Source organism: Armatimonadota bacterium (assembly GCA_017303935.1).
Classification (GTDB): Bacteria; Armatimonadota; Fimbriimonadia; order Fimbriimonadales; family Fimbriimonadaceae; genus JAFLBD01.
In genome coordinates, this window is the sequence record JAFLBD010000002.1 from 604,155 (window position 1) to 628,962 (window position 24,808).

A 24,808-nucleotide genomic window follows, 5' to 3' on the forward strand; every position below is an offset into this window, starting at 1 on the left:
GATGATGCAGGCATTGGTGCCAAAGGAGGCTAACGACGAGCGCCGTGTGGCGCTGACTCCAGATGGCGTAAAGGAATTAGTTGGGGCAGGGCTCAAGGTCTGTATAGAACCCGGTGCAGGAGAGGGTTCACACCTTTCGGATTCAACTTATGAGGCAAGCGGCGCACAATTGGGCGCCGCTATTTCTGAGTCTGACTGGTTGTTGAAGATCAATCCGCCGACGTTGGGTGAGATCGCACAATTGAAGCCGGGCTCGATATCGGTTTCATTCCTCAGCCCGACCCAGAATCGCGAGATCATTGACGCCCTCTGCCAGCGAGAGGTCACCGCTTTTGCGATGGACTTGATGCCACGGATCAGCCGGGCGCAAAGTATGGACGCGCTCAGTTCGTTCAGCACTATCGCAGGATACCGAGCGGCACTACTCTGCGCTTTGCACCTCCCCCGATTTTTCCCGATGCTGATGACAGCAGCGGGAACATTACCGCCAGCTAGAGCTTTTGTGATTGGGGCTGGCGTCGCAGGATTGCAAGCGATTGCGACGTGCCGCCGGCTTGGCGCGATTGTTGAAGCGTTTGACGTTCGCCCTGCAGTGAAGGAACAGATTGAAAGCCTTGGCGGCAAATTCGTCGGTCTGAGCCTCGTCACCGATGAAGCGGAAGATGCGGGCGGATATGCCAAGGAAGTTTCTACCGACACTCACACCAAAGAACTTGACCTGATCGCAGGAAGATTGCAGCAAGTGGATTGCGTGATTTCCACTGCGCTAATCCCCGGGAAAAGAGCACCGACATTGATCACCGAAGAGATGGTCAAGAAGATGCGGCCTGGATCGGTGATCGTGGATTTGGCCGCTACAGCTGGTGGGAATTGCGAATGCACCGTCCCGGGAGAAATCGTGAGCAGGCATGGAGTTACCGTGATCGGTAGCACGGACATGGTGATGTCGATGGCCAGTGACGCGAGCAAGATGTACTCGAAGAACATCACCGCTTTTCTCGGCGTGATTCTCAAGGAAGGCAACCTGAATTTGGATATGGAAGATGAAATCGTCCGGGGGACACTCGTGACCCATGGTGGCAAAATCGTTCACGAAAGCACTCGAATCGCATTGAACTCTGGAGGCACTTCGTGAGCTTAATCGCAGTCATCACCATTTTCATTCTTGCGGTCTTTGTGGGTCTCGAAGTCATTGCAAAGGTGCCGCAGACCCTGCACACACCATTGATGAGTGCGACGAACGCGATCCACGGAGTGATCTTGGTCGGCGGCGTCATCGTCTTAGGTCGCGCCAATGACACAGCCTCGATCATCCTCGGATTCCTGGCCACCTTGTTTGGAGTTTTGAACGTCGTCGGAGGGTTTGTGGTCACTGATCGAATGCTTGAGATGTTTGTGCGAAAGCCAAGGAAGGAATCGAAATGACTGCGGACCTGATCAACATCTGTTATCTGGCTACTGCGGTGACGTTCATGCTGGCGCTGAAGCTCATGAACGGTCCCAAAACGGCTCGCAAGGGCAACGCATTGGCCGCAATCGGGATGGGGCTCGCTCTGGCAGCCACGTTCTTTTTGAAGGACGCCGATGGCAAAGGTCTCAAGAATTTTGAGTGGATGGCTCTCGCGTTTGTCGTTGGATCGGTGCTAGGCACATGGTCCGCGAGAAAGGTTCAGATGACGGCGATGCCACAGATGGTGGCGTTGTTCAATGGACTTGGCGGTGGCGCGGTCGCTTTGGTTGCAGTCGTCGAATATCCTGCGATCTTCCGCCATGGTGCGATCGATTTTGTGGCTCTATCTGCGTCCATTTTGAGCTTGTGGATTGGGTGTATCAGCTTCATGGGTAGCTTGGTCGCCTATGGGAAGCTGCAAGAAATTTTAAGCGGAAGACCGATTGTTTGGCCGGGTCAAAAGGTCATGAACATGGTGCTGTTCCTAGGCGCAATCGTGCTCACAGTGCTGCTCATGAACGGCGTCCAGAACAATGCCTACCTCTATGCACTGCTCGCGATTTCGGTCATTCTCGGATTGACGCTGGTGCTGCCAATTGGTGGGGCCGATATGCCGGTCGTCATTTCCTTGCTAAACAGTTTCACAGGATGCGCAGCGGGTCTTGCCGGTTTTGTGCTCGGAAACACCGCGCTCCTGATCGGTGGCGGCCTAGTGGGTGCCAGCGGCCTCATCCTCACGCTAGAGATGTGCAAGGCGATGAATCGCCCGCTAAGCAACGTCATTTTTGGAGCTTTTGGCTCGTCTGGTGGCGCCGCGCTCGAGTCCAGTAGCGGCAAGACCGGTACCGTTCGAAGCTATTCAGTTGAGGACGCTGCGATCATCTTCAACTCCGCAAACAGCGTGATCATCGTTCCGGGCTACGGCATGGCGGTGGCGCAGGCACAACACGTCGTCAAGGAACTCGCGGCGAAGCTCGCCGAGCGAGACATCACGGTGAAATATGCCATTCACCCGGTGGCGGGGCGAATGCCTGGTCACATGAATGTCTTGCTTGCTGAAGCGGATGTGCCGTACGAACAGCTTTTTGACTTGGACGAGATCAACGCAGAATTCGCAGAAACCGATGTTGCACTCGTGATCGGAGCCAACGACGTCGTGAACCCGGCTGCAAGGTACGACAAAGCCAGTCCGATCTACGGTATGCCGATTTTGGATGTGGATAAAGCAAAGACCGTCATTGTGAGTAAACGGAGCATGAATCCGGGGTTTGCGGGGATCGATAACGAACTGTTCATCAATCCAAACACGATCATGGTCTTTGGAAACGCAAAGACGACCATCGCCAAGCTCAGCTCGGCCATAGACGCACTTTAGAGAAATATGAATAACTTAGATTTCGCTCAACAGGCAACTTTGAAGCCTATTGAGAACATCGCCCAGTGGGCAAACCTATCCGACGAGGATTACGAGCCATTAGGTCGCCATAAGGCCAAATTCACAGCCAGCGGAATCCAGAAGTTCGGCACCAGCTCGAAAACAGGCAAATTGGTGCTGATGACCGCTATTTCGCCGACTCCGGCGGGAGAAGGCAAAACGACCTGTTCGGTAGGGCTGGCTCAAGGTCTCAATCGAATCGGAGTGAAGGCCATCCCTGCCCTGAGGGAACCGGCGTTAGGGCCAGTGCTCGGCATCAAAGGTGGGGCGTGTGGCGGGGGCAAAAGTCAGGTGCTCCCGATGGAGGAGATCAACCTTTTTTTCAACGGAGATTTCCCCGCAATTACGGCCGCACATAACGTGCTCTCGGCGATTCTAGACTCCTCTCTGAACCACGGAAATCCCCAGAATCTGAACACTCAGACCATCTGGTGGCCGAGAACGATGGACATGATCGACCGCCCGCTGCGAGAGATCGTTATCGGGCTTGGAAACAAGAATGGCCCTGTTCGGACCGACAGCTTTGTGATTACTCCGGCGAGTGAGGTGATGGCCACACTCTGTATGGCGACATCGTTTGCAGACCTCAAAGATCGCCTCGATAAGCTCGTGGTTGGATTACGCCACGACGGAACGCCAGTCACCGCGAAGGACCTTCAAGCAAGCGGCGTGATGGCCGCGTTGCTCAAGGATGCCGCTCGACCGAACTTGGTGCAGACCATGGAAGGCGGCGCGGCGATTCTCCACGGTGGTCCATTTGGCAATATCGCACACGGTTGTTCCAGTATTCAGGGCACGCGGATCGGGCTCTCCCTCGCCGATATCTTGGTGACCGAGGGCGGCTTCGGGTCGGATTTGGGTGGCGAGAAATTCTTGAACATCGTTTGCCCGCGACTAGGACGAGGGCCAGATACGATCGTGCTGGTCGCCACTGTTCGAGCATTGAAGTATCACGGTCGCGGGGACCTGGCGAAAGGTTGCGAAAACCTCGGTCAGCACATCAAACACTTGAAACAATATGGTGTGCCGCTGATCGTCACGCTGAATCGTTTTGCCGACGATACGCCCGAAGACCTCGGGTTTGTGGCCGCCTACGCTGCGGCACAAGGAGTCAATGCCGTTGAATCTGATCCTTGGATGAGCGGCGGAGAGGGGTGCGAAGAACTCGCTGAAATCGTCCGCGAGTCGGTGCAACAACCGAGCAACTTCCAGAACCTTTATGAGCAAGACGATCCGATCGTGACGAAACTAGAGAAATTAGTCATCGGATGCTATGGAGGCAGTTTAGTCACACTCAGCAAGGCCGCGCAATCCAAGCTGAAATGGTTACAGACTCACGGGTATGGAACGCTGCCTGTCTGCGTGGCAAAGACGCAAATGAGCCTGAGCGACGATGCGACGTTACTGGGGGCGCCGAAAAACTTTGAACTGCATGTTCGCGACTTCAAATTGTCGGCTGGCGCGGGTTTCGTGGTTGCGGTGTGCGGAGACATCTTGTTGATGCCAGGAATGGGTAAAGATCCTGCCGCTCATCACATCACCATCTCGGATGATGGCGTGATCAGCGGCATTTACTAGATCCTATTCGTCGCTGCGACCGAAGTTCGAGACAATAAAGTCGAAATCCGTCGATCCGATTTCGCCATCCCAATCGAGGTCGGCGATTTCGATGAAATTCGGACTCGAGGAGTCCAGTCCGAAGATCGAAACGATTGTATCGAAATCGCTGCTTCCGATCTCGCCATCGTCGTCGATATCACCGGTATAGATGGTCGCCGTATACGTCGTCAGGTTGCCAGAACGCATGTCGATTGTCGGTTTGACATTCAAAAATGGCGCAGGAACGATGAACCGGACATCCGCTACCATTCGCTTGGTTTGAATGATGAAGAAGTTGTTCGGTTGACGCGTTGAGGTGCCACTCGAAACCAGTTGGTTCGTCTGGTTGTAGTACGTTTCGTACGGTACAACTCCAGGGCCATCTTGCGGTGTCGGCAGGCCTTGGAAGATCAAGGTGAAGCTACAAGTCGCGGGCATCGCCACTGAGATCTCGCGCGAAGAGAAGGTCCCCCGGCGCGAAATATCGAAGTTGACGTTGTACTCTCGGCTAATCGAATTCGAAACTACTCCCGAGTTCGAATTGCGTGAGATATTTATCTCACGCGTCATCGCCGAGTTCGTTTGTGAACTGTCGGAGTTCAAGCTGACATTCACTTCCCGGGAAACCGCCTCCTCAGCGGTTTGTGCAAACCCGATCGAGGCGCACCCAAGAACGATGCCGCCGATAAAACCTAGGCGAGCCAGCTTCATGGTTTGAACGCACGAACTTGGATCGTGCGGAGCCCTTCGGCGAACGTCAAACTCGTGGTCCAATAGCTCAGCAATTGGTTGCCCGATTGAAATGTCATCGGAGTTTCAAACGCGGCACCGTTGCGCAAATTGCTTCGTAGCACGACAGACCAAGTCCCGTTGGTTGGGATGTTCTTTGCTTGAGCTTGAACCGTGAATGGACCTTCACTTGGAAGTTCGATATCCGGCGCGGTAAGACCTCCAAATGGGTCTGTAGGTGCGCTGATTGAACCGACAGAAACAACCGAGACGGATGGATCAAGATTGTCGGGCCAGAGTTTTGCGACAACGCCGACCGAACCGTAACTCGGAATGGGTGCGGTTGATTGTCCGGTCAAAGCACCATTGATCTTTTCAATTCGAATGCGGCCCTGTCCGCCCGTTGTGTTGTTGCCACCGCCACTGATCGCTTGAAGGTTGCCCGTCCCTGCGAGGGTTTCTGTGATGAAACGAATCGCTCCGCCTGATCCAGCTCCATAAAGATTAAAGCTAACAGAAGGAGCGTTCGCCTGAATAGAGCCGTTGACGGTAAGAGTACCGCGAACGACAAGTAGCAACGCTCCTCCGCCTCCTTGCCCACTGTTTTGGTAGTACGCGCCACCGCCCGATCCACCGATCAACGGGATGATTCTATCGTTTCCATAGAGTGAGCCAAGGCCAATGCCAGCTGTACCGAAGGTTGAATAGGATCCTGAGCCAGCAAGAACTCCGTTAGTCGATGACGGCTGCCCTCCGCCAGGCCCTCCACCCGCCGAGCCCAAAATGGTCCCGGCAGTGTTTCCAAATGCTCCGCCAAAAAATCCGCCAGGACCTGGTTGCGAACCGTTCGAGTTCAAATTAATCGTCCCATCGATGGTTGCGTTCCCTTGAACAATGATCACAACTGGACAGGTATTCGCCCGATTCGAGAAGGTGATGCTAGCGTTCAACGGAATATTGAGGGTACTGAATTTGTAGACAACCGCAAACACATTGTTGTCATAGACGCCTTTGCCCGGGACAGGAGAAACTGCGTCCCAATTTGCTGGGGAGGCCTCGCTAAGTGCCAATACTCTGTTCTCGAAACTGTTGACGTTGATCGCGCCATCGGATGCATCCGTTGTGCCGACGTCGATCAATGCGAATGCGCTTGAGCTACCCAGGACAGTCAAAGCAGCCAATGAAACTAACTTCCCAAAACGAAACATAACAAATACAATAATACAAAACAAAACCCACCAGTGCAAAACCGGTGGGGTGTTTTCTGATTTTTCGAGGAAGGGAAGTCTAAATTACTGACTCTTACAAGCAAGAGCGATGCTGTCAGGCAATTGGTTCGCAAAATATTGCAGAAACTTTTGAGAACGACTTTTTATGTATAGTGCGGTATGGCATTTATTCGTTTTGGTGTCGCTGTTTTCTGCGTTTCACTAGGTGCTGGTGCAGCCCTTGCCCAGCAGCCTCGACCGAATTGGCGCGATTCGTGGGACGCGACCGAAGTCATGATCCCAATGCGCGACGGAGTCAAACTCCACACTGTTTACTTTGTTCCGAAAGGTAAAACGGGCCCGTTTCCGATCCTGATGGAGCGAACCCCGTATGGTTCGGGAACAGCTAACCGACCACCTCAGCGCTCGAGCCAACAAATTACTGCCGCAGGATATATCCTCGCGTACCAAGACGTCCGCGGTAAGGGCGCCAGCGAAGGCGAATACGTCAATGTCAAGCCGATTGTGCCCAAGGGCAAGCCAGGCACGGATGAGTCGACCGATACCTACGACACTGTGGATTACCTGATCAAAAATGTTCCGCAGAACTCCGGACGGGTCGGACTTTGGGGGATCTCATATCCTGGATTCTATGCTGGCGCGGGCGCGGTTCGAAATCATCCAGCACTTAAAGCGGTCTCGCCGCAAGCCCCGGTCAACGATTGGTTCATGGGAGATGATGTTGCGCACCGAGGCGTGATGTTCGTTCAGGAGACTTTTGACTTTTGCCTATTCTTCGATCTCGCCAAGGGAGCCAGCCCGATCCGCATCGACCGTGGAACGCTGAGTGCCTACGATTGGTACCTTTCCGCCGGTTCGCCTGCGAGCTTTGAAGAGAAGTTCCTCAAGGGACGCATGCCGTATTGGCAAGAGTTGATGGACAACGACACCTACAACCAGTATTGGAAGGAGCGCGCTTTGTGGCGATCGTTCAAAGATGTGGGTTGCGCGGTGATGACGGTTGGAGGACTGTTCGACAAGGAAGATATGTGGGGAGCTTTGAACCTGTATAAGGCGGGCGAGAAGCAAAATCCTGGCATCATCAACTTTTTAGTGATGGGGCCGTGGTCTCATGGCCAGTGGGCATCGCCCGGCGGATCTCAGTTGGGTGATTTTAAATGGGGGACGACCACGAGCTCAACGTTCCAGGCCGAGATGGAGTTCAAGTTCTTCGAGAAGTATCTCCGAGGGGACGACAAGGTCGGTAGCATTCCAGAAGCGACCATCTTTGAAACCGGCAGCAATGAATTCAAGACTTTCCCAACTTGGCCGCCGAAGGGGCTAGGCAAGAAGAGCCTTTACGCGGGTCCTTTCGGGACATTGGCTTGGCAAGCACCAACCGCATCCGGCGCAAGGTCGTACAACGTGGACCCGATGAATCCGACGCCGTATCTTGCAGACTACAAAATAAGCCGCCGTGCTCCGGGGGATTGGCTCGCGCGGGATCAAAGTTTCCTCGATAATCGCAAAGATCAGACCACCTTCTGGCTCCCGGCGTTGAGCGAAGATTTGCGAGTTGCGGGGCCGATCACGGCCGACCTTTGGGTCACGACTACCGGTACCGACGGAGATTTTGTAGTTCAAGTGATTGACCAGTTTCCAGCGGATACCACCGAGACCAAGACGAACGGTCAATCTGCCGCTGGAGCGCAATTCATGGTTCGCGGAGAGATCATGCGCGCCAAATTCCGAAACAGTTTCGAAAAGCCGGAGCCTGTGGATCCGGGCAAGCCAACAAGGGTGCGGTTCGAGTTGAACGATGTTCTCCACAAATTCAAGAAAGGCCATCGCATCGGGATTCGGATCATGAGCTCATGGTTCCCGATCGCAGAAAGGAATCCGAACCAGTTCCTTTCGCGCGCGAAGACAACAGACGCCGACTACCGAACTGCGAGAGTCGAAGTGTTATACGGCCCGGAAACTCCAACGCGTGTTGAATTCGGCACCTTGCGCTGACTTTCATCATCGCTTAACAAACCGATAACCGCGGGTTAACACAGCCGCCGAATACTCTGGGAGTTCCCTGCAGGAGGAACTTCCAGATCATGAAACGCGCCTTCACGCTCATCGAACTCTTGGTTGTGATTGCCATTATCGCAATCCTCGCCGCTATCCTCTTCCCGGTTTTTGCTCAGGCTCGAGAAGCCGCGAAGAAGACCGCCGACCTCAACAACATGAAGCAGATTGGCATCTCGATGCAGATGTATCTGACCGATAACGACGACACCTATCCGAGTGCCTACTACTATCGAAACGATGCTTCAAACGCAGGCACAGCTCCTAACTGCGGCTATGTGAATTGGTCGGGAATGCTCCAGCCCTATACCAAGAATCTGGACATCTTTAAGAGCCCAGGCGACAAGAACGGTGGTCTCGCACCAACGAACTTTGTCGGCAACAACCGAGGCTACGGCGTGCCATCTGGGCAAATCACGAGCGGCGCATGCAGCATCGCTGACGATCAGGCGCCACGACTTTCCTATATTCCAAACAGCATGGTGATGCCGCGCAAGCGCCGATCCGCTGACCCAATGAACGTGATTCAGTCGACCTCGCTGGACGAAGGCGCGCGAACCATCGTTCTCGCACCGATGACCGACTCAGCAACCTGTATCAACGATGCTTCTTCAGCTTCGGGAACGGCGTTCAAGACTCACCGCCCAGCAAACGCGATTTTGCTCCCAACCGGAGCCAAGTTCCAGGGTGAAGATGTCGCTGAAGTTGGACTCGCTTTCTATCAGGCGGTCACGGCACAGCGGGTTCGAAACGAACTCAAACTCTGCGAAGCAGGTACTGGCGCATCGACCTACTCGCACATGGTGTACACCAAGCCAAACCGCTTTGGTGGGAACATCGCCAACTACATGTATGGAGACACCCACGCAAAGGCCGCTCCGCTGGAGGCAACTTTGAACCCAACGAAGTGGCAATGGGGCTTGCGAGCATACACCGCTGGCGGCGGAGAAATCCGAACTGCAGCAGGTGTAGCCGTTCAATTAGTTTGATCATTTGATCTTTGCGGGCCTTGGCAATACGGGTGCCTCGGCCCGCTTTTTTGCGCCTGGACGGACTGCGCTTGCGCATCTGGCGCGCGAACTGTAAACTGGGGCCGTGAAATACATCAAGCGATTGGCGCAACTGGTCCGGGTCTATTTTGGATTGGCCAATTTCTTGGAACAGTGCTACCAATCGCGCGGAAATAGCCGAGCTTTGGTACGGTTTGTCAATGGCTATTGCGACGGCTTTATTCGCCCGATTCAGGTCGAGGATGAAATTGTCGCCCTGATGGACCGGGTGCGCGATCTAAATCCGAAGGTCGTTTTAGAGATTGGGACCCATTGGGGCGGCACCTTGCTGTTTTGGGCCCACGTCGCGGCAGAGGATGCGCTCATCATCAGCTGCGATCTCCCAGGTGGCGATTTTGGGGGAGGATATTCTGAGGCCCGCGTGCCGCTGTATCGTGGATTCGCGCTCAAGGGCCAAACGATGGAGCTGGTACGCGCCGATTCCCACTCACCCGACACCCTGGCCAAAATTCATTCGATTCTCGGCGATCGGTCTGTCGACTTTTTGTTCATTGATGGCGATCACACGTACGAAGGTGTCAAGGCGGATTTCGAAATGTATTCCAACCTGGTCCGCCCTGGTGGCCTTATCGCATTTCATGATATTGCGAGCAGCTACGACCGTACCGAAGTCGAGCGGTTTTGGCAGGAAGTCAAACAGGTTCGAGAGTTCGAAGAATTTATCAGCAACCCCGGCGGCCTGTACGGTATCGGCCTTATCCGCGTGTGATGATCAAGATCACGGCCCAACTTGAAGAGCAGATGACCAAATTAAGCTAGCAACCAATCTATAGCCGCAATAGTATGAATTAGTAATGGACTGGTGGATTTGCTGCTCATGCGGAGAAGCAAATGGCGATCGCGAATATTGCTCGAAGTGCCTTGCGAGTCGCCCTGAGCCATTTAGATATCGTGGCCGACCTTTCTTTTATGTCGGTATCGTCGGAAATCAGGGCGGTTGGGGTGAGGACAGATCTTCTCCGGTACCGGATAGAATTGTTCTGGCGGGCTTAATACTCTTAATTTGTACCCTAATCTACATGATCATTAGGTAAAGCACCCCCCCTCATGCGCTTCGCCAATGAGGGGGGAGAAGAAAGACTTTCGAAGAGGCGGAATCTCGCCCCGCGCGGCTCCCCGAAGCCACGCCCTCGCGGAGGTTGCTTCGCACCTCCGCTCCGCCTCCCCGCGCGGGGCTAACTGTATACGCGCGAGTGAAAGCTGACGAATCCAATCCGCCGGGATGTGGGAGCGAGGCGGAGCCGAGCGGGGTGGGTGGGCGAAACATCCCGGCGGCATCAGATTCAATGCGGAAGTCCCAAAATTATGTGAAGCATCGACTGCCAAGAAAATGCACACACACGCAGCCCGCACGAGTAATATTCGCCTATGGAATGGTGGGTTTGTGAAGCCTGCGGCGAGTTGGCTAAGGGCGAGTACTGTTCGAAGTGCTTGGCCAATCGCCCCCCTTCTTCTGGGCAGCCATTTAACAACGAACCCGGCAGTTACATTCACATCATTCATGGGAAGGGACTGATGACATTGCCGCCCAATTGGGCGAGAGTCTTTTTGTTAATCATTCTGCTCGCTGTGCTCCCTCTGTTGATGTTGATTTTTCTCCCGCTTTTTCGCAGGTAGTCGTTTCAGAAGGGGCGCAAATTCATGGCCTAACGTTTCCAGAAGTGGCTCAGGTTCGTTGATGGGAAATGAATCCGGATCCAACTCAGATTGAGATGCCGACCATCTCAAGTCAAAACTGAAGATTGGCAGAGTCCAGCGGACAATTCATGACGGGGAATGGATGGTGGTCGGTATAGGATTTGAACCTACGACCCCTTCGGTGTGAACGAAGTGCTCTACCACTGAGCTAACCGCCCTCTATCTAGGTTCAGCACTCGGGCGGTTTTGACTCCCGAAAATGTCGAACGAAGTGGTGTATGAAAACACCCTCTCGCCTGTTTATACCCCCTTTTCAGGATTTTCCTCGAACGAATTTGATATAGGAAAACTGATGGCACAAACTTGCATTTTGAACCTAGAACCCCTTGATTCTCTCCCCCGTCTCTGCCATAATATCATCGTCCCGGCTGTGACCTGATGGGGGCTTCGCCCGCCATCAATATTCAGCCTGAGGTTTTCCGCCAAGAGCGAATGGATAGCGGGTTCGCACGCAAACAAGCGCGAAATTTTCAGGAGTGCGAGACAGTTACTTCTAGCGGCTGATTCCGGCAAAACAGGAGTCCACAACAAGAATATAGGCAAGACGCAGAGTGCGTTCCCTTGTTGTGATGCCACTAGGAACTATGAATCGCATTGAAAATCAAGAAATCTACTTCGCCACAACGAGGGCAACTTCTGCCCCACCATCTTGAACAACTCAAGGCTTCTGGAATCTCCGATGAAGTCATAGCCGAAAGGGGCTATGAGTCGGTCACAAAGTCAGAAAAGCTCAAAGACCTTCAGTTCCCTTGGTATCAAGCAAAGGTTCCTGCCCTCTTGATCCCACTCTATCCGGTGGGAAACAACCCAAATTCTGCCGACTTTGTATCACGGCCCGACAACCCGCGTCCCGGTGAAAAGGGAAAGCCGATCAAGTATGAAACCCCGGCTGATTTTGAAGTCCCGATTGACTGCCCTCCACGATGTAAACAGGACTTGCTTGACCCTGCGATACCCCTATTCGTCACGGAAGGAATTAAGAAGGCTGATTCAGCGGCTTCACGTGGTCTGTGTTGCGTCTCGCTACTCGGGGTTTGGCAGTTCCGAAATCATGACTGGGACGAAATTGAACTGCGAAGGCGAAAGGTCTACATCGCCTTTGATTCCGATTCGTTGGAGAATCCCCATGTACACGACGCGGCAAAAAAGCTTACTAACCTTCTGCGTGGATTGGGTGCTACCGTTATTCGGCTCTACATTCCATCCGGCCCGAACGGTGAAAAAGTCGGTTTGGATGACTACTTCGCCAAGGGTGGAACACCGGAAGAACTCGTTACGTTCACAACGAGATTAAGAAGCGGAAAGTTGAAGATTCGGGCTGATCTCCCAACCATCGAAAGCCACGAGGAACGGCTTGAAGAAATGGTTGATGCTTCGATTCAAGCTTTGGTTGATCAAAATCACCCCCCGTATTTGTTCGTCTACGGAAGCCGCCTTTCCCGACTAAAGAGGTGCGAAGTGAACGGCGTTCTCTTGCCTCAGATTGAGGACGCAACCAAGGACATTATCATTGATCGTCTCAGCCAATCGTTGAACTACGTGTCTGTAAGCTCGAATGGGCGAAGAATTGTCAACCCCCCGGATATTGTGGCCCGTATGATTACGGCACGACCTGAACTGCCTGGAATCCCAACAATCAAAGGTATTGCAACCTCTCCGTTCTTTTCGAAGCAAGGCAAGCTCATTTCTGAACCAGGATACGACCCTGAATCTGGGGTTTATCTCTTCATTCGTGACGGGCTGAAGTTACCGAAACTGGACACTTCGCCGGAAGGAGTTCAAAGAGCACGTGAGACGATAGAAGACCTGATTTGTGATTTCCCGTTTGAGGACGAATCTTCCCGTGCTCATGCAGTGGCATTCCTGATTTCTCCGTTTGTTCGGGAAATGATTATCGGGCCAACTCCGATGTTCCTCTTCAATGCGCCAAAGCCCGGATCGGGAAAAACGCTTCTTATGACGACGCTTGCAAGGGTGTTTGTCGGTGATGGAGTTGCCTTCACTTCTGCCCCTCAGTTCGAAGAAGAATGGAGGAAGCGGCTAACCTCACTGTTCAAAGAAGGCGTCACGCACGGACTTTTCGACAATCTGGCAAGGTTCGGAAGTGAAGCCCTAAACACGGCTTTAACTGCCCCAGATTGCATTTGGAAAGATCGTCTACTTGGACGCAACGAAACCCCGCATTTGCCCATTCGGTGCGTTTGGGGTGCTACGGCGAACAACTTTGAAGGCACGGAAGAAGAGCTTCGAAGGTGCCTCAATATCCGAATCAATCCGAACGAAGAAAACCCGGCTCAACGGCGGGGATTCAAGCACTCGGATTTGAAGGCATTCAGTGAGCAGAATCGGCCTCAGATTCTGGCCTCAGTCGTGACTCTGGTTCAAGCTTGGATTGATGCCGGACGGCCCGAATACTCAGAAGCAGAACCCCTCATGGGAAGCTTCGAGAATTTTTGTCGGTTGATCGGTGGAATTCTCGAATTCGCCGGATATACGGGCTTTCTCTCGAATCGGGAAGAATTCCTTGCTCAATCTGACATTGAAACAGAGCAGAACAAATCCTTCATTCAAGCTTGGTCGGAAACCTACGGCAAAGCAATGGTTAGGGCTAGAGACTTGGAGATCATGGCCTGCAACCATTTCCCCGAGTTGGACGCACTCCCGGCGAACGTCGCAAGGGTGCAACTGGGAAGGCTGTTAGGGAAGCTCCGTGACCAAGTGATTCTAGGCAAACGGATTTGCCGGAAGCAGAGCGACGACGGATTCCGATATTGGCTTGCCGAAGCTACTAAGCCGGGGAAACGGGTAGCAACCGGGTTCATCGGTGAGGACGACAAGAACTAAAGGTGCTCCAAAGTGAAGCTCCTGAAGGTTGCTCGGAGTCCCCCGGTTCCAGCCCGTCCCAACCTGAAAAACGTCAACTGTCGGCCCTAGGGGGTCGGCACGTTAGACGGTCGGAACTGGCCTAACCTAACAACTACAAGAAATGGAGTGTTTTGAAATGAATGAATACGCGAATGAATTAGCACTTGAAGAATTAAGTGACCGTTCGATCTATACAAAGATGCGAATGCGAAACAGAGCCTTGAAGCTCACTAGAGAAGTGGAGTGGTTCAAGTATTGCGAAAAGGCACGATCTAGAATCGAAAAGCACGGAATTCAACCCGTCGTTGTTGATGAACGAAAGTGGTCGGGGTACCTAATGAACTCGGAAGGCAAGATCGTTAGCGAGAAAAGGGTGGTCACGGAACAAATCGCGATGATGATTGAAAATGGAGAGTTCGGGGACATTTGGTGACTGGGGGGTAGAGGGGTTTTCGAGCCCCTCCATTCCCCCCCACCCCGTCCCGCGCAATTTTTTTGATTTTTCTTAGTTCGGCGACTTACATACTTGCTGACCCCTGACCGTAACGATTCAAAAAGCTTGGTTGCCTCTCTCGCCTGGGCTGTTTTTGGGAAGAAAAGGTAAAGCTCCTTTTCGGCCTTTTCAGACTTGGTTTCCGTGCCGTTCAGTGTGTCCAGTTTAGCAACCTTCGTTTGAATCTCCTTTTTGAACTGAATGCGCGTCGCCTTTTTATCTAGCTGGATTGACTTGACATTAGACCATTCCACTTCGAAAGTCTGCCTTTCCACCGAGACTGGTACCAAGCCCTCTCGCCGATCCGTTGCGCTGATTCTAACAATCTGTACGATCGTGAACTTTGCCTTGCTTGCTTCTGGCAGTTGATACGTGATGCGAAGTCGCTTGTCTTCGAGTTCATATTTTGCGTCGTCCTGAACCGTATCCTGAAGCGTCTCGAAAGTGGACTTCAGCTTCCCAGAGAGTTGAGCCAAAGAAATCGAAGTGACCAGGACGAATGATCCCAAGAGCAAAATTCGGAGAAAACGCCTCTCTGAAAGTGAACCCATATTGGGTTCAGATTACCTTACTGAACCTCAATAAGGTTTCATTCCAATGTCAGCTTCTGGATATTGCCAGCACGACACAAGATCATCCCCGACATTGAGCACGTCCGATTCGGCGCGTATATGCGTTCCGTTCGGGAGTCGGTCGGGGTGTCTCAAAGGGAGCTTGCCAAGCTCCTGAACCTGCCCCAAAGCTACGTCTCCAAAATCGAACGCGGGGAACGTCAGCTTCAGGCCCTGGAATTGATCGAAATTTGCCGATTACTGAAGGTTCTGCCGAGTGAAGTGCTCAGGAGCTATCTGTTGACGCCAGGGGAGCAGACCTACGAAACCAATGAGCGTGTAGAATGAAGCAATGCCAGAGTGGGTTGGAATCGACCTTTTCGCCGGTGCTGGGGGGATGTCCCTTGGTGCAAGGTCAGCAGGCATTCAGCTGCTGACCGCCGTCGAAGCGTGCCCTCACGCCTCCCGCACATACTCCCTGAACTTTCCTGGCACAAAGGTTGTTTGCACCGATGTAAGACACTTTGACGATTGGATGCCGAACACCGGAACAGATTCCAAGCTGATCCTCTTCGGTGGCCCACCCTGCCAAGGATTCTCCACTTCCAATCAACGCACTCGCAATTCAGATAACGAGCGCAATCATTTAGTGTTTACATTTGTGGAAGCAGTAAGCAAACTCCAACCAGATGTTTTCGTGATGGAGAACGTGAAGGGAATCCTAGAAACAGAAGGAGCCCACTTCTTACAAAGTGCAGTTGATGCCTTTAAAAAACTCGACTATCAGGTTTCGGTTCACTTGTTGAACGCCGTGGATTTTGGAGTGCCCCAACGCAGATCACGGGTTTTTGTCGTCGGTTCAAGAAAGCGAATTAAGCTCCAAATACCTCCTCAAGAGCAAAGCTTGACTGTATGGGATGCAATCCACGATTTACCATGCCTTACCAATGGAGCGAATGTTGATGAACTTCCATATTCGTGTAATTGCGAAAGTCACTATGCATTAGTTATGCGAGGCAACTTGCAAACTGTATCTGGAAATCTTGTGACCAGGAATAGCGATACTGTCGTTAACAGATATCGACACATTTTGCCAGGACAAAACTGGGAATCCATTCCAGTCCATTTGATGAACAATTATGGAGATCGCACCAAATGTCACACTGGTATTTACAAACGACTTGAAAAGTGCCAGCCATCAGTCGTGATTGGAAATTATCGAAAGAACATGTTAATCCATCCTGTGCAAGATCGTGGCCTATCGGTTCGCGAGGCCGCTAGACTTCAATCTGTTCCTGATAGCTTTCTATTCAGTGGCACAATTGGATTCCAGCAACAACAGGTAGGAAATATGGTTCCACCCTTGCTAGCAAAATCCGTCTTCGAAGAGGTCATCAAAGGATGAACAAAGCCACCACTGGACACTTGGTAAAAATTCTGGAAAATGCGTCTGCTGATCCCAAGCATGCGGACTTCGCAGAGGCAAAGAAATACCTGGATGCCTTTCGCCACATGGAAGGGAAATTCTTCGACGGAATCCATTCAGATACGGACACCGGTTTGGCTATGGCCGAAACGGCTGCGAACGAAGGTGGCTCTCCAAACATCTTCACTCGACATAACGGTAATCATATTGTCGATCTAAGTAAGAACCTCGACAAACTCGCAGAATCAATCGAAAGGCGCAAAAACGGAACTGCTCTTAGTGTTCTTGAGGCCTATATTCTACTTTGCTCTGCTCACGTTCACGATGCCGCCAACGTTAGCGGCCGCAAGGATCATCCGCAACGGGTTGGAGACTTCATGGCGTATCCGTTACGCAAACCCCTCTTTACGGGCACGGTGGAAATGGAACATATCCGCGACGTAGCCTCCGCACATGGGGGAGAGCATGAGGAGTTTGGAAAAGATACATTCCGAGCCATTGAAGCAAACAACTATACGCATCCGCGACTCCACTTGCTTGCCGCACTACTTCGTATCGCAGATGAACTGGCAGAAAATCCAGGCCGTGTACCGGAGTACCTGCTTGAACATTACCAGGCTTCAGAGCATAGTCAGTTGGCCCATGCGTATGCCAGATCCTTTGCAAACTTTGAACTGAGAGATGAATGCCTGAAACTCGTTTACAGGTGCTACCCGGGAATTTGCGACGGTGAGAACGAATCCGTATCTTCATTTATTCAGTTTCTTGAAAAGAAGCTGAACGCCATTGAAAGCGAGGCACGTTATTGCTCGCAGTATGGGAGACCCTATCTCAGCATTTCTGAAATAGACGTTGCAATTCAGCCGTGGTCACAAGCACCGCCAGGAGGTCAAAAATTGCCTCTCCGACAGTTCAAGCTTAATCTCCTGAACGGATATCCAGAAAACAAGAACAGTCTATGCGAGAGGTCCGTTGAACTCAAAGAAGCAGGGTTTAAATGTCTAGATGATGCTTTTGTAGGTCTGTACAATACTTCATCTTCTATCCGCAAGAGTGGCAAAGCGACAGGTACCGAGCAAAGCACGGAGCCATCACGCTTAGCAAAGTTTTTGAATAAATTATTTTTTTTGGGAGGAAATAGTTGAGCCAGCACGCTGAGCACAACCCCTTCGAGCTTGTTACCGCTTCTAAACTGAGTGCGCAAGAAGCAGTCAGCCTATGGTGCGACGACAAACGTCTTGACAGAGTCAATGGCCGAGAGAACTGCTTTATCAATGGCTTGCGTGGAACGGGAAAGACGATGCTTTTCCGCATCCTTCAATACGACTGCCAGAAACTACTGAACGCGAACGTTTCATTCTTGTCGGTCTACATTCCGGTAAGAGACACGGAACTGCTTACAACAGAGTTCGATGTGTTTCAGGACGACGCTCTAAAGTTTATGCTTAGCGAGAGTCATCTCGTTTTGCTCCTTACGAAGCAACTTGCGAGTGTTCTGGCAAAGCACGTAGAAGTCGTTCCTGAGAATCTTAGGCACGCACTTCAAAAGCTTGTTCAAGACCGTGTATCGATGGCATTCCAATTCAGTGCGGTAGAGACTTACAACTTCAAAAGTTCCACTTACCAAGACTTCTTGGAAGAGTTTTCGTCTGTGCTCGAACTTGAGTTGCTACGGCTTTTCAACTCTTTCATCGCGCAACGCTTCTACGACAAAGCGTCCTATCAGGGGCCGGTCTTCACGTTTGAAACGCTGCTCGGTCCAATAGCGGATTGGATTCTAAACAACACCGGGAAAACGGTTTATTTCCTCGTGGATGATGCAGACGACTTGCCGGAATCTCACACTATCACTCTTAACACATGGGTTGCGCGAAGACGAAGCAGCGTCGCTTTCAAGGTCAGCACCATGTATTTGTACAAGACCTATGAGACAAAAGGTCGTTCGGCAATTCAGCACCCTCACGACTTCTTTCTGTATGAGGTCGCCACACGCCATTTGAAGGACGAGCTTGAAAACTACGTCGAATTACTTCGTCAAATCTGCGAAAGTCGCTTAAAGCTCAAAGGCATAGATGCTTCAGCAAAATCGTTCTTCCCACGAGATTTAGCCCAGGAGACCAGAATGAAAGCTCTTGAAGCCAAGCTCATTGAGGACTACTCCAAAGCTTATTCGGATCGGGCAATCAGGGACAATGTCTACAGGCACTTAACTTCCGAGTACAAGAAGAGCCTCTTGGCGAACAGGTCCAGTGGTACATTTGTTTACGCTGGATTTGAGACGCTGGCAGAGTTGAGTAGTGGACTTGTTCGCGATTTTATCATTTGCGCGCAAAGGATGTACGACAGCCAGAGGAGGCGGATTCAACCTGATAGCACGGAGCAAGTCACAGAAATAGAGTCAAGTATCCAAAGCGACGTCGTTAAAAAATACGCAACGGAGTTACTTCTTGATATCTCGAATGCGAGCCAGAGGCGCGACCGTTCGGCTACTCCCGAAGAGTGGAGGCAGGTGCACAAGTTTATTGAGGCACTGGGGAGTGTCTTCAAAGACAAGATGTATTCGAGCGATTCCGAGCGCAGAGTCTTTTCCTTTGCGTTTCAAGACGAACCTGATCCTGATGTCTCAAGGGTGATCGACCTAGCGATTGCCGAAGGTTATCTAATGAAAGGGTTCATTAGCCGCAAGGAAGGAACGGGACGGCGAAACCTCTACATGCTGACTCGCCGGTTGGCTCCTGCATTTGACCTAGACGTTTCTGCTTACAGTGGATATCTGTCAATGACCTCAGCGCGAGCCCGAAGTTACATGGACAAGGGTCCTGAGAGGTCTGAGAATAAGGGAGAGCCACAGATTCAACTCTCATTTTTTGATTCGGGTGACTGGCCCATGATCGCCATCGATGAGGCAGGTTACTAATGAGTTTCGCTTCGGACACCTTATTCCTCGGGCTTCCTTCCTTTGAGGCAAGGTCTTCGTCTGGGTTGAGGCGATTCCTAAGTGAAGGTGGTCTTCAAGAGAACGTGAGATGTGCGTTGATAAAGGACGAATCCTTACAGTATAGAGATCAGACAGAAGTATGGAGAGAATTGTTCCCTGCTGAGATGCCTGTGATAGATCGCTTCGACGTGAAAGATATGTGGGCTTGGGTGTGGTCAAGCATCGATACAGATAATGAATCGTTCGTAATCGACGTGACTTGTATGCCGAGAGAATTGATCGGCTTGGTGTTGTTTGCGTTATCCGTCAGAAGGGATTCAATAACGTCGGTTAACATTCTTTATACACGACCCGCAGACGATCCAGATGGATACGCGACTACGCGTCCGGGATTATCTGATGGAGACAGGTGGTTGTCAAAGGGTGTATTTGCCACTCGGAGCATTTTGGGTTATCCTGGGATGTTCCTGCCCGAGAGAGAAAAGGTTCTAATCGCTCTCGCTGGTCACGAGCCTGAGCGACTGTTTCAACTGATCGAAGTTGTTGAACCTTCCATTTTGGCGATAAGTAGCGAAGCAAAGGGGACATCTACAATACTGGGGGCAGGTACGGTTAGTGAGGGTGTGGTGGACTACCTGCGACAACGCATACAGGTTCCACTAGTGGAGGAGGTTACTTTCAGCGCGGACTCAATCGACGATACTTATCAGTCACTTGAAGTCAAGTGTCCCGCCTACGCCGACAAGAACCTTACCATTGCGGCTATGAACACGAAGCTGGCATTTGTTGGAAGCGCGCTTTACGCCTTGCGTGAGCGCAGAATTCGATTGACGTATTTGGTCCCGCTGAAGTACAACCCTCTCTATTCTACTGGCAGCCAAGCCACAATGCTATACGACGTCACTGCGTACATAAAGAGTGCAGAAACTACTCGGGTTCAGCTGAGCCAATAGCGATCATTTTGCCCGTCTTTGGGAACTTCAGACTGAGTTGGTCAACAGATGCAATGAGGTGCTTGGCATATCTGTAATGAGCACCCGTTCCGGTTCTCAATTCAACCTCGTAAACGTATTTATCGAAGGTTGTAGAGTGCCAGAACTCAAATTCATGGCCAAGAAGTAGTAGTGAAGAATAGCTGGTTTCGCGGTCAGCGAGTTTTCGCCGTGTTTCAAAGAGACGTTCTTGGCCGAAGTCGTAGAAAGAACTCGGCAATTCTAGGCCCAAGCGTTGTGCTTCATCTTGGGCCAAGTAGAAGCCAATCGGCACAGCTGGGCAGTATTTCGTGCCTGTGCGATGACGGTTCAGGTCCCTAATTTCAGCAATGGAGACTGCTTCCCAGCCAAATCGAATAAGTGTTGATCGAAGCGGTTCCGCAATATACGCGTATCGATGGCTATGATGTCTAAAGGAATTGCTTAGCAGATCATCAGTGGCTCCCGGAGGAGGCAATAACTGGACCTCAGCACGAGAAGTTGCCTGAGGATCAAACCGTCTTGCCTCGCGAGCGGTGCACAGCATTGAGTAGCTATCGAATTCCTCCTTGAGTCCAGCAACCGTCTCAGGTTGTTCTTTGGCGTGCTTGATCAAACGCGGTGCTTCAAGACGTAGCTGTTCGGTAACAAGCCGTCCGAGGATACGGGCTTCCGGATGATAGTGGGAGTGTAAATATTGGCAAAGTTGCACCCAACCCCTAGCAGACATGACTAGCATCATGTTTGTAAGGGCACAGACTGGGAGAAAATAACGTGACCTATCAAAAGCGAAGTTTCGTCGCATTCGCGCAACTTGCTTCTGAGCCTTTTCCGTAGGATCGTCTAGCAAGCTTTGAGGTATTCGCATCACTTCGGGTCTTTCCTCTGCAACTCTCTCCCAAAATTGAAGTGCTTCTGTGTAGAAGTGGAATGCTCCTTCAAGAAATTCTTTCCATTTGGAGACCTCGGCATCAGGAACTCCAAATAGGTCTGGAGAAACTACCCCATCAGATGATAATTTGACATATCGAGTAGAAGATTCTTGCCCACCCGCTGTCGGACATTGAGACCAGATAAGATAAGCAAGCCAAATGGAAATTTCGTCAATGAAGATTGAGACTGGCACCATGTCTGCAATGGACTGATGCCCATAGTCGATCATCTTGAAAATAGAATCAACTGACTTATCCGGATTTTCAGGATCGACCTTGGAGAGAATAGCTTCAAGTCCTTCGTTGTTCCGTGAATACCGAGCACCACTTGCCGCAAGAAGCTCCGGCGTGAGTTGAGGCGCACCTGCAAGGCGTGCAGACTCAGACTGCCGTAATGATACAAGAGTTGCTTTCATATCTGAACCTCATGGAGCATACCTTAAGTAGAAGCATGTCTACTTAAGGTGATGTCGGGTGATCCATGCGGGAAAGGACAGTGCTCTCTAGTACCTGATTTAAGCAAAGATTCTACAATCGGAGCCTTCTGATCAACCTGTTACTACATGTTCTACCGTCTCTTCAGAGCCTGGACGGGGCTGAACTGTCGGTGTTGGTTCTGGATGTCGGCTTGGGCTAGGGTCACATAGCGGTTCGTCATGGCTAGGTCGGTGTGACCCAACATTTCCTTCAGCGTGAACACGCTTGCCCCGGCCCGAAGGAACATCACGGCGAAGGTGTGACGCATGGTATGCGGGGAGCACCGGACGGCCTCAATCTTGGAGGTTTCGCCCAACCGTTCCAAAATTTGGCGTACTCCATACCGAGTCAATCGTTCGCCCCGTTTCGACTCGAAAAGAGGTGATTCTGGTTCCAATTCGCGTTCTCGAAGGTATCGCCAAAGAACCCTTCCGGTTTCCCGGCTGAAGTAGATCGCACGATGCTTGTTCCCTTTGCCCCGAACGATGGCCTTTCGATTGACTATATCCACGTCCTGGAAATCAAGTTCGCAAAGCTCGCTCACTCGAACCCCAGAATCTATCATGAAGAGTAGTAGAGCTTCATCCCTTTTCGGTTGCTGACTTGCCTTTGAAGCTTTGAGCAAGGCTTGAACCTGTTCTTCGGTGAACGGCTGAATTTGGTCGGGCCGATGAATTGGGGGCCGTAGTCCTTCCATCGGTGAACCAGGAATATAGCCCTCTGCCACGAGAAAACGAAAGAAGGTTCTTAGTGCCCCGTGAACGTCCTTCACGGTTCGACTCTTGACGGCGGTCTTGAGGGCAGGATTTCCCCAACGGCCCGCTTCGGATAGGTGCCCATTGGAAACGTAGCCGATGAAGGCCCGAATCTCGAAAGTTCCGCAACTCTCGAAGCCCTCGTTTTCGAGCCACCAAACCAGTTTGTTGAGGAAGTGGCGGCGAAGCTCTAACGTTCTGGGGCTGAGTTGACGGTATTCCCCGTCTAAAATCCATCCTTTGATGAAGCGGCGAAGATCGTTGATCCCAATATTGGAATCGGAATTGAGTGAACGAAGTGCTGTTTGCAAGTTTCTAGGTCTCGTTTTGGTGGTCGGTGGAATGCCGAAACCTTGAACGAAGTGCTGAACTTGAATCGAGAACGATTCAGCCTAGAAGAACATGGTGGTCGGTATAGGATTTGAACCTACGACCCCTTCGGTGTGAACGAAGTGCTCTACCGCTGAGCTAACCGACCAGACTCCGTCATTATGACACGAGTCGGGAAAAGGGGATTGAGCCAGGTGTGGGGCAACGAGGGGGTTATCTCCGCCCATGCAACCCACACACTGACTCTCGTTGGATTGCTGGCGATTGCCGGAGCGATGGCCCAAACGGCCAAAACGGAGCAGAATTTTGACCCTTCGCGCGATGCCGCCGCCAATTTCGCGGCCGGGATCATGAAAGCAAAGTCCGAAAAAAAAACGGGTACTCGTGGATTTTGGCGGGAACTGGTGCGACTGGTGCCACAAACTCGACAAGCTCTTCAAGGAAGGTGCCGAAATCGCGAAGATGCTCCAGCGTGACTCTGTGATCGTGAAGGTGAACTATGGCCCTGAGAACAAGAACGAAAAGGTTCTTGCGAAGTTCCCCGAGCGCAAAGGGTTCCCGCACCTCTTTGTGCTGGACGGGAAAGGGAAGCTCCTGCATAATCAGGATATGGGCTGGCTGGAAACCGGCGACCACCAAGTCGCGGCTAAGGTCAAAGAGTATTGACGAGGTGGGCTGTGAAAAAGTAAGGCTTCGGACCGCCCCTTTCTGTGCTTTTGCCTGGTACAGTTGTTACCAGAGTGCCATAAAAACCAAGTTGTTTCCTTTGCTTTTGGTCGTCTTGGCGGGCTGCGCTCCGTCGGCTCCCGAGCCTAAGTTTGTCCGTATGGGAGACTCTGCTCCAACGATGGGAGCGACCCCCATTGATCAGTTCTTGGTGGGGTCTTGGACGACGCGTGACTACATTGACCCTAGTTTCGCGCAACAACTCGGTGTTTCGTCCATCGCGAATCAACAAGAAGAAGAGTCGACTTCTGGCCCGATCACCGAGGTCTATGAGTTTAAGGCCGGCGGGACTTTTGAGTTCCACTTTCTGGCCCAACGCACGGATGTCGGAGGGACTTGGACGGTCAGCCAGAACACTGTAACGCTGAACTACACGACCTTGAACGGCAAGCCGATTGAAGAAGAAAAGGCCAGACTGCTCAAGGAGGCCGAAACCGGCCGCCAAGGGGCTGTTCGGAACGAACTGATCACGGACTTCTTGGTGTCGGCGCAGACGAAACTGGTGACCCTTGCTCCAGCGTCTGATCCCAAGCTCCTTATGTTTACAAGCAGCATGCCGAATCCGGCGGATGCGGGCGCCGGAGGCACTGTGTTGGCTGGCACCGCTCTCATGCGGCTCAAGAAAGAATAGTTCGGTTGAAAACTCTATCATGAAAGCATGACTATCGTGGTGTTGGCGTCTCATCTGGGCTCTCGGTGGCACTGGGTGGCGACAGCGCGTTACCGTTGGGTTGCCTCATTCGGACGTTGCGCGAGGTGTGCTGGGCGTGGCTGGTTTTGGTGGGGATTTGGGGACGGGCGCGGACTCGTGCTCGAGGGCGCGGCGAGAAAAGTCCCCAGACTTTCCCCGAACGACTTTGTTAAGATAATGTTATAAAACTCTGCCTCGGACTTGGACTTCTGGTCATCGTTGCCGGCGCCCCTAACCCGAGTTCGGACGTCTTCATGCACCTCACGATGAGCGCGAAGTTCTGTGATGGTGGTCGATATAGGATTAGAACCTGCGACCCCTTCAGTGTGAACGAAGTGCTCTACCGCTGAGCTAACCGACCACGGAGAATGAGAGGCTACCTCAGGCC

At 51.9% G+C, this 24,808-nt stretch carries 20 protein-coding genes and 3 tRNA genes; 16 read left to right on the plus strand and 7 right to left on the minus strand.

All coding sequences use genetic code 11. From position 1 onward, the window contains the following. The first annotated feature begins 4 nt into the window (after positions 1-4). From J0L72_07420 to J0L72_07435, 4 genes are read left to right on the plus strand one after another with little or no spacing between them, the layout of a single operon-like run. Entirely contained in the window at positions 5-1,135 is a 1,131-nt protein-coding gene (locus J0L72_07420; protein ID MBN8690610.1) for a Re/Si-specific NAD(P)(+) transhydrogenase subunit alpha, read from the plus strand. Continuing rightward, the gene (locus tag J0L72_07425) at positions 1,111-1,425 is read left to right on the plus strand and encodes an NAD(P) transhydrogenase subunit alpha (protein MBN8690611.1); all 315 of its coding nucleotides are present in this window, start codon (positions 1,111-1,113) and stop codon (positions 1,423-1,425) included. Before J0L72_07420 ends, J0L72_07425 begins: the two co-directional genes overlap by 25 nt. Continuing rightward, positions 1,422-2,825, plus strand: a complete 1,404-nt coding sequence (locus J0L72_07430) for an NAD(P)(+) transhydrogenase (Re/Si-specific) subunit beta (protein MBN8690612.1) — start codon at positions 1,422-1,424, stop codon at positions 2,823-2,825. Before J0L72_07425 ends, J0L72_07430 begins: the two co-directional genes overlap by 4 nt. A 6-nt stretch (positions 2,826-2,831) precedes the next feature. Beyond that, entirely contained in the window at positions 2,832-4,463 is a 1,632-nt protein-coding gene (locus J0L72_07435; GenBank protein ID MBN8690613.1) for a formate--tetrahydrofolate ligase, read from the plus strand. A 3-nt stretch (positions 4,464-4,466) separates the two neighbouring features. Here J0L72_07435 and J0L72_07440 read toward each other — a convergent pair whose 3' ends face one another. Together J0L72_07440 and J0L72_07445 are read right to left on the minus strand one after the other, a co-directional pair. Continuing rightward, positions 4,467-5,195 (minus strand): hypothetical protein, encoded by a 729-nt coding sequence (locus tag J0L72_07440; GenBank protein ID MBN8690614.1) that lies wholly within the window; start codon positions 5,193-5,195, stop codon positions 4,467-4,469. After that, positions 5,192-6,394 (minus strand): hypothetical protein, encoded by a 1,203-nt coding sequence (locus J0L72_07445; GenBank protein ID MBN8690615.1) that lies wholly within the window; start codon positions 6,392-6,394, stop codon positions 5,192-5,194. The genes J0L72_07440 and J0L72_07445 overlap by 4 nt, the downstream gene beginning before the upstream one ends. A 207-nt stretch (positions 6,395-6,601) precedes the next feature. Between J0L72_07445 and J0L72_07450 the strand changes: the two genes are divergently transcribed. The 3 genes from J0L72_07450 (at position 6,602) to J0L72_07460 (ending at position 10,276) form a co-directional block, all read left to right on the plus strand. Continuing rightward, a complete protein-coding gene (locus tag J0L72_07450) occupies positions 6,602-8,437 on the plus strand; it encodes a CocE/NonD family hydrolase (protein MBN8690616.1) in 1,836 nt (611 codons plus the stop codon). Between the two features lie 89 nt (positions 8,438-8,526). Continuing rightward, entirely contained in the window at positions 8,527-9,486 is a 960-nt protein-coding gene (locus J0L72_07455; GenBank protein MBN8690617.1) for a prepilin-type N-terminal cleavage/methylation domain-containing protein, read from the plus strand. A gap of 280 nt (positions 9,487-9,766) precedes the next feature. Further along, positions 9,767-10,276, plus strand: coding sequence for a class I SAM-dependent methyltransferase (locus J0L72_07460; GenBank protein ID MBN8690618.1), 510 nt, complete (start codon positions 9,767-9,769; stop codon positions 10,274-10,276). Between the two features lie 1,072 nt (positions 10,277-11,348). Here the strand turns inward: J0L72_07460 and J0L72_07465 are convergent. Next, positions 11,349-11,423 (minus strand) — tRNA-Val (locus J0L72_07465). A gap of 436 nt (positions 11,424-11,859) precedes the next feature. On the opposite strand from J0L72_07465, the gene J0L72_07470 reads away from it, so the two are divergent. The 7 genes from J0L72_07470 (at position 11,860) to J0L72_07500 (ending at position 20,491) form a co-directional block, all read left to right on the plus strand. After that, entirely contained in the window at positions 11,860-14,109 is a 2,250-nt protein-coding gene (locus J0L72_07470) for a DUF3854 domain-containing protein (protein MBN8690619.1), read from the plus strand. Between the two features lie 241 nt (positions 14,110-14,350). Continuing rightward, a complete protein-coding gene (locus J0L72_07475) occupies positions 14,351-14,563 on the plus strand; it encodes a hypothetical protein (protein MBN8690620.1) in 213 nt (70 codons plus the stop codon). 731 nt (positions 14,564-15,294) lie between these two features. Beyond that, positions 15,295-15,522 (plus strand): helix-turn-helix transcriptional regulator, encoded by a 228-nt coding sequence (locus tag J0L72_07480; GenBank protein MBN8690621.1) that lies wholly within the window; start codon positions 15,295-15,297, stop codon positions 15,520-15,522. 4 nt (positions 15,523-15,526) lie between these two features. After that, the gene (locus tag J0L72_07485; protein ID MBN8690622.1) at positions 15,527-16,579 is read left to right on the plus strand and encodes a DNA cytosine methyltransferase; all 1,053 of its coding nucleotides are present in this window, start codon (positions 15,527-15,529) and stop codon (positions 16,577-16,579) included. Beyond that, positions 16,576-17,745, plus strand: coding sequence for a hypothetical protein (locus J0L72_07490; GenBank protein MBN8690623.1), 1,170 nt, complete (start codon positions 16,576-16,578; stop codon positions 17,743-17,745). The genes J0L72_07485 and J0L72_07490 overlap by 4 nt, the downstream gene beginning before the upstream one ends. Further along, positions 17,742-19,517 (plus strand): hypothetical protein, encoded by a 1,776-nt coding sequence (locus J0L72_07495; protein ID MBN8690624.1) that lies wholly within the window; start codon positions 17,742-17,744, stop codon positions 19,515-19,517. The genes J0L72_07490 and J0L72_07495 overlap by 4 nt, the downstream gene beginning before the upstream one ends. Before the next feature lie 434 nt (positions 19,518-19,951). Beyond that, positions 19,952-20,491: a hypothetical protein gene (locus J0L72_07500; protein ID MBN8690625.1), complete on the plus strand. Its 540-nt coding sequence runs from the start codon at positions 19,952-19,954 to the stop codon at positions 20,489-20,491. Here the strand turns inward: J0L72_07500 and J0L72_07505 are convergent. From J0L72_07505 to J0L72_07515, 3 genes are all read right to left on the minus strand, one after another. Next, positions 20,466-21,857 (minus strand): FAD-dependent thymidylate synthase, encoded by a 1,392-nt coding sequence (locus tag J0L72_07505; protein ID MBN8690626.1) that lies wholly within the window; start codon positions 21,855-21,857, stop codon positions 20,466-20,468. The genes J0L72_07500 and J0L72_07505 overlap by 26 nt on opposite strands. A 152-nt stretch (positions 21,858-22,009) precedes the next feature. Continuing rightward, on the minus strand, positions 22,010-22,984 hold the full coding sequence (locus J0L72_07510; protein MBN8690627.1) for a tyrosine-type recombinase/integrase: 975 nt from the start codon (positions 22,982-22,984) through the stop codon (positions 22,010-22,012). Positions 22,985-23,076: 92 nt separating this feature from the next. Beyond that, a tRNA-Val gene (locus tag J0L72_07515) sits at positions 23,077-23,151 on the minus strand. Between the two features lie 236 nt (positions 23,152-23,387). On the opposite strand from J0L72_07515, the gene J0L72_07520 reads away from it, so the two are divergent. Both J0L72_07520 and J0L72_07525 read left to right on the plus strand, forming a co-directional pair. After that, positions 23,388-23,669: a thioredoxin family protein gene (locus J0L72_07520; protein MBN8690628.1), complete on the plus strand. Its 282-nt coding sequence runs from the start codon at positions 23,388-23,390 to the stop codon at positions 23,667-23,669. Between the two features lie 91 nt (positions 23,670-23,760). After that, a complete protein-coding gene (locus J0L72_07525; protein MBN8690629.1) occupies positions 23,761-24,360 on the plus strand; it encodes a hypothetical protein in 600 nt (199 codons plus the stop codon). A 346-nt stretch (positions 24,361-24,706) separates the two neighbouring features. Here the strand turns inward: J0L72_07525 and J0L72_07530 are convergent. Further along, a tRNA-Val gene (locus tag J0L72_07530) sits at positions 24,707-24,781 on the minus strand. Between the last annotated feature and the right edge of the window lie 27 nt (positions 24,782-24,808).

Coding starts and splice junctions, on each gene's coding strand:
- J0L72_07430 (MBN8690612.1), top strand. CDS start 1,422: ATGACTGCGGACCTGATCAACATCTGTTATCTGGCTACTGCGGTGACG.
- J0L72_07490 (MBN8690623.1), top strand. CDS start 16,576: ATGAACAAAGCCACCACTGGACACTTGGTAAAAATTCTGGAAAATGCG.
- J0L72_07505 (MBN8690626.1), bottom strand. CDS start 21,857: ATGAAAGCAACTCTTGTATCATTACGGCAGTCTGAGTCTGCACGCCTT.
- J0L72_07480 (MBN8690621.1), top strand. CDS start 15,295: ATGCGTTCCGTTCGGGAGTCGGTCGGGGTGTCTCAAAGGGAGCTTGCC.
- J0L72_07435 (MBN8690613.1), top strand. CDS start 2,832: ATGAATAACTTAGATTTCGCTCAACAGGCAACTTTGAAGCCTATTGAG.
- J0L72_07455 (MBN8690617.1), top strand. CDS start 8,527: ATGAAACGCGCCTTCACGCTCATCGAACTCTTGGTTGTGATTGCCATT.
- J0L72_07450 (MBN8690616.1), top strand. CDS start 6,602: ATGGCATTTATTCGTTTTGGTGTCGCTGTTTTCTGCGTTTCACTAGGT.
- J0L72_07420 (MBN8690610.1), top strand. CDS start 5: ATGCAGGCATTGGTGCCAAAGGAGGCTAACGACGAGCGCCGTGTGGCG.
- J0L72_07440 (MBN8690614.1), bottom strand. CDS start 5,195: ATGAAGCTGGCTCGCCTAGGTTTTATCGGCGGCATCGTTCTTGGGTGC.
- J0L72_07485 (MBN8690622.1), top strand. CDS start 15,527: ATGCCAGAGTGGGTTGGAATCGACCTTTTCGCCGGTGCTGGGGGGATG.
- J0L72_07460 (MBN8690618.1), top strand. CDS start 9,767: ATGGACCGGGTGCGCGATCTAAATCCGAAGGTCGTTTTAGAGATTGGG.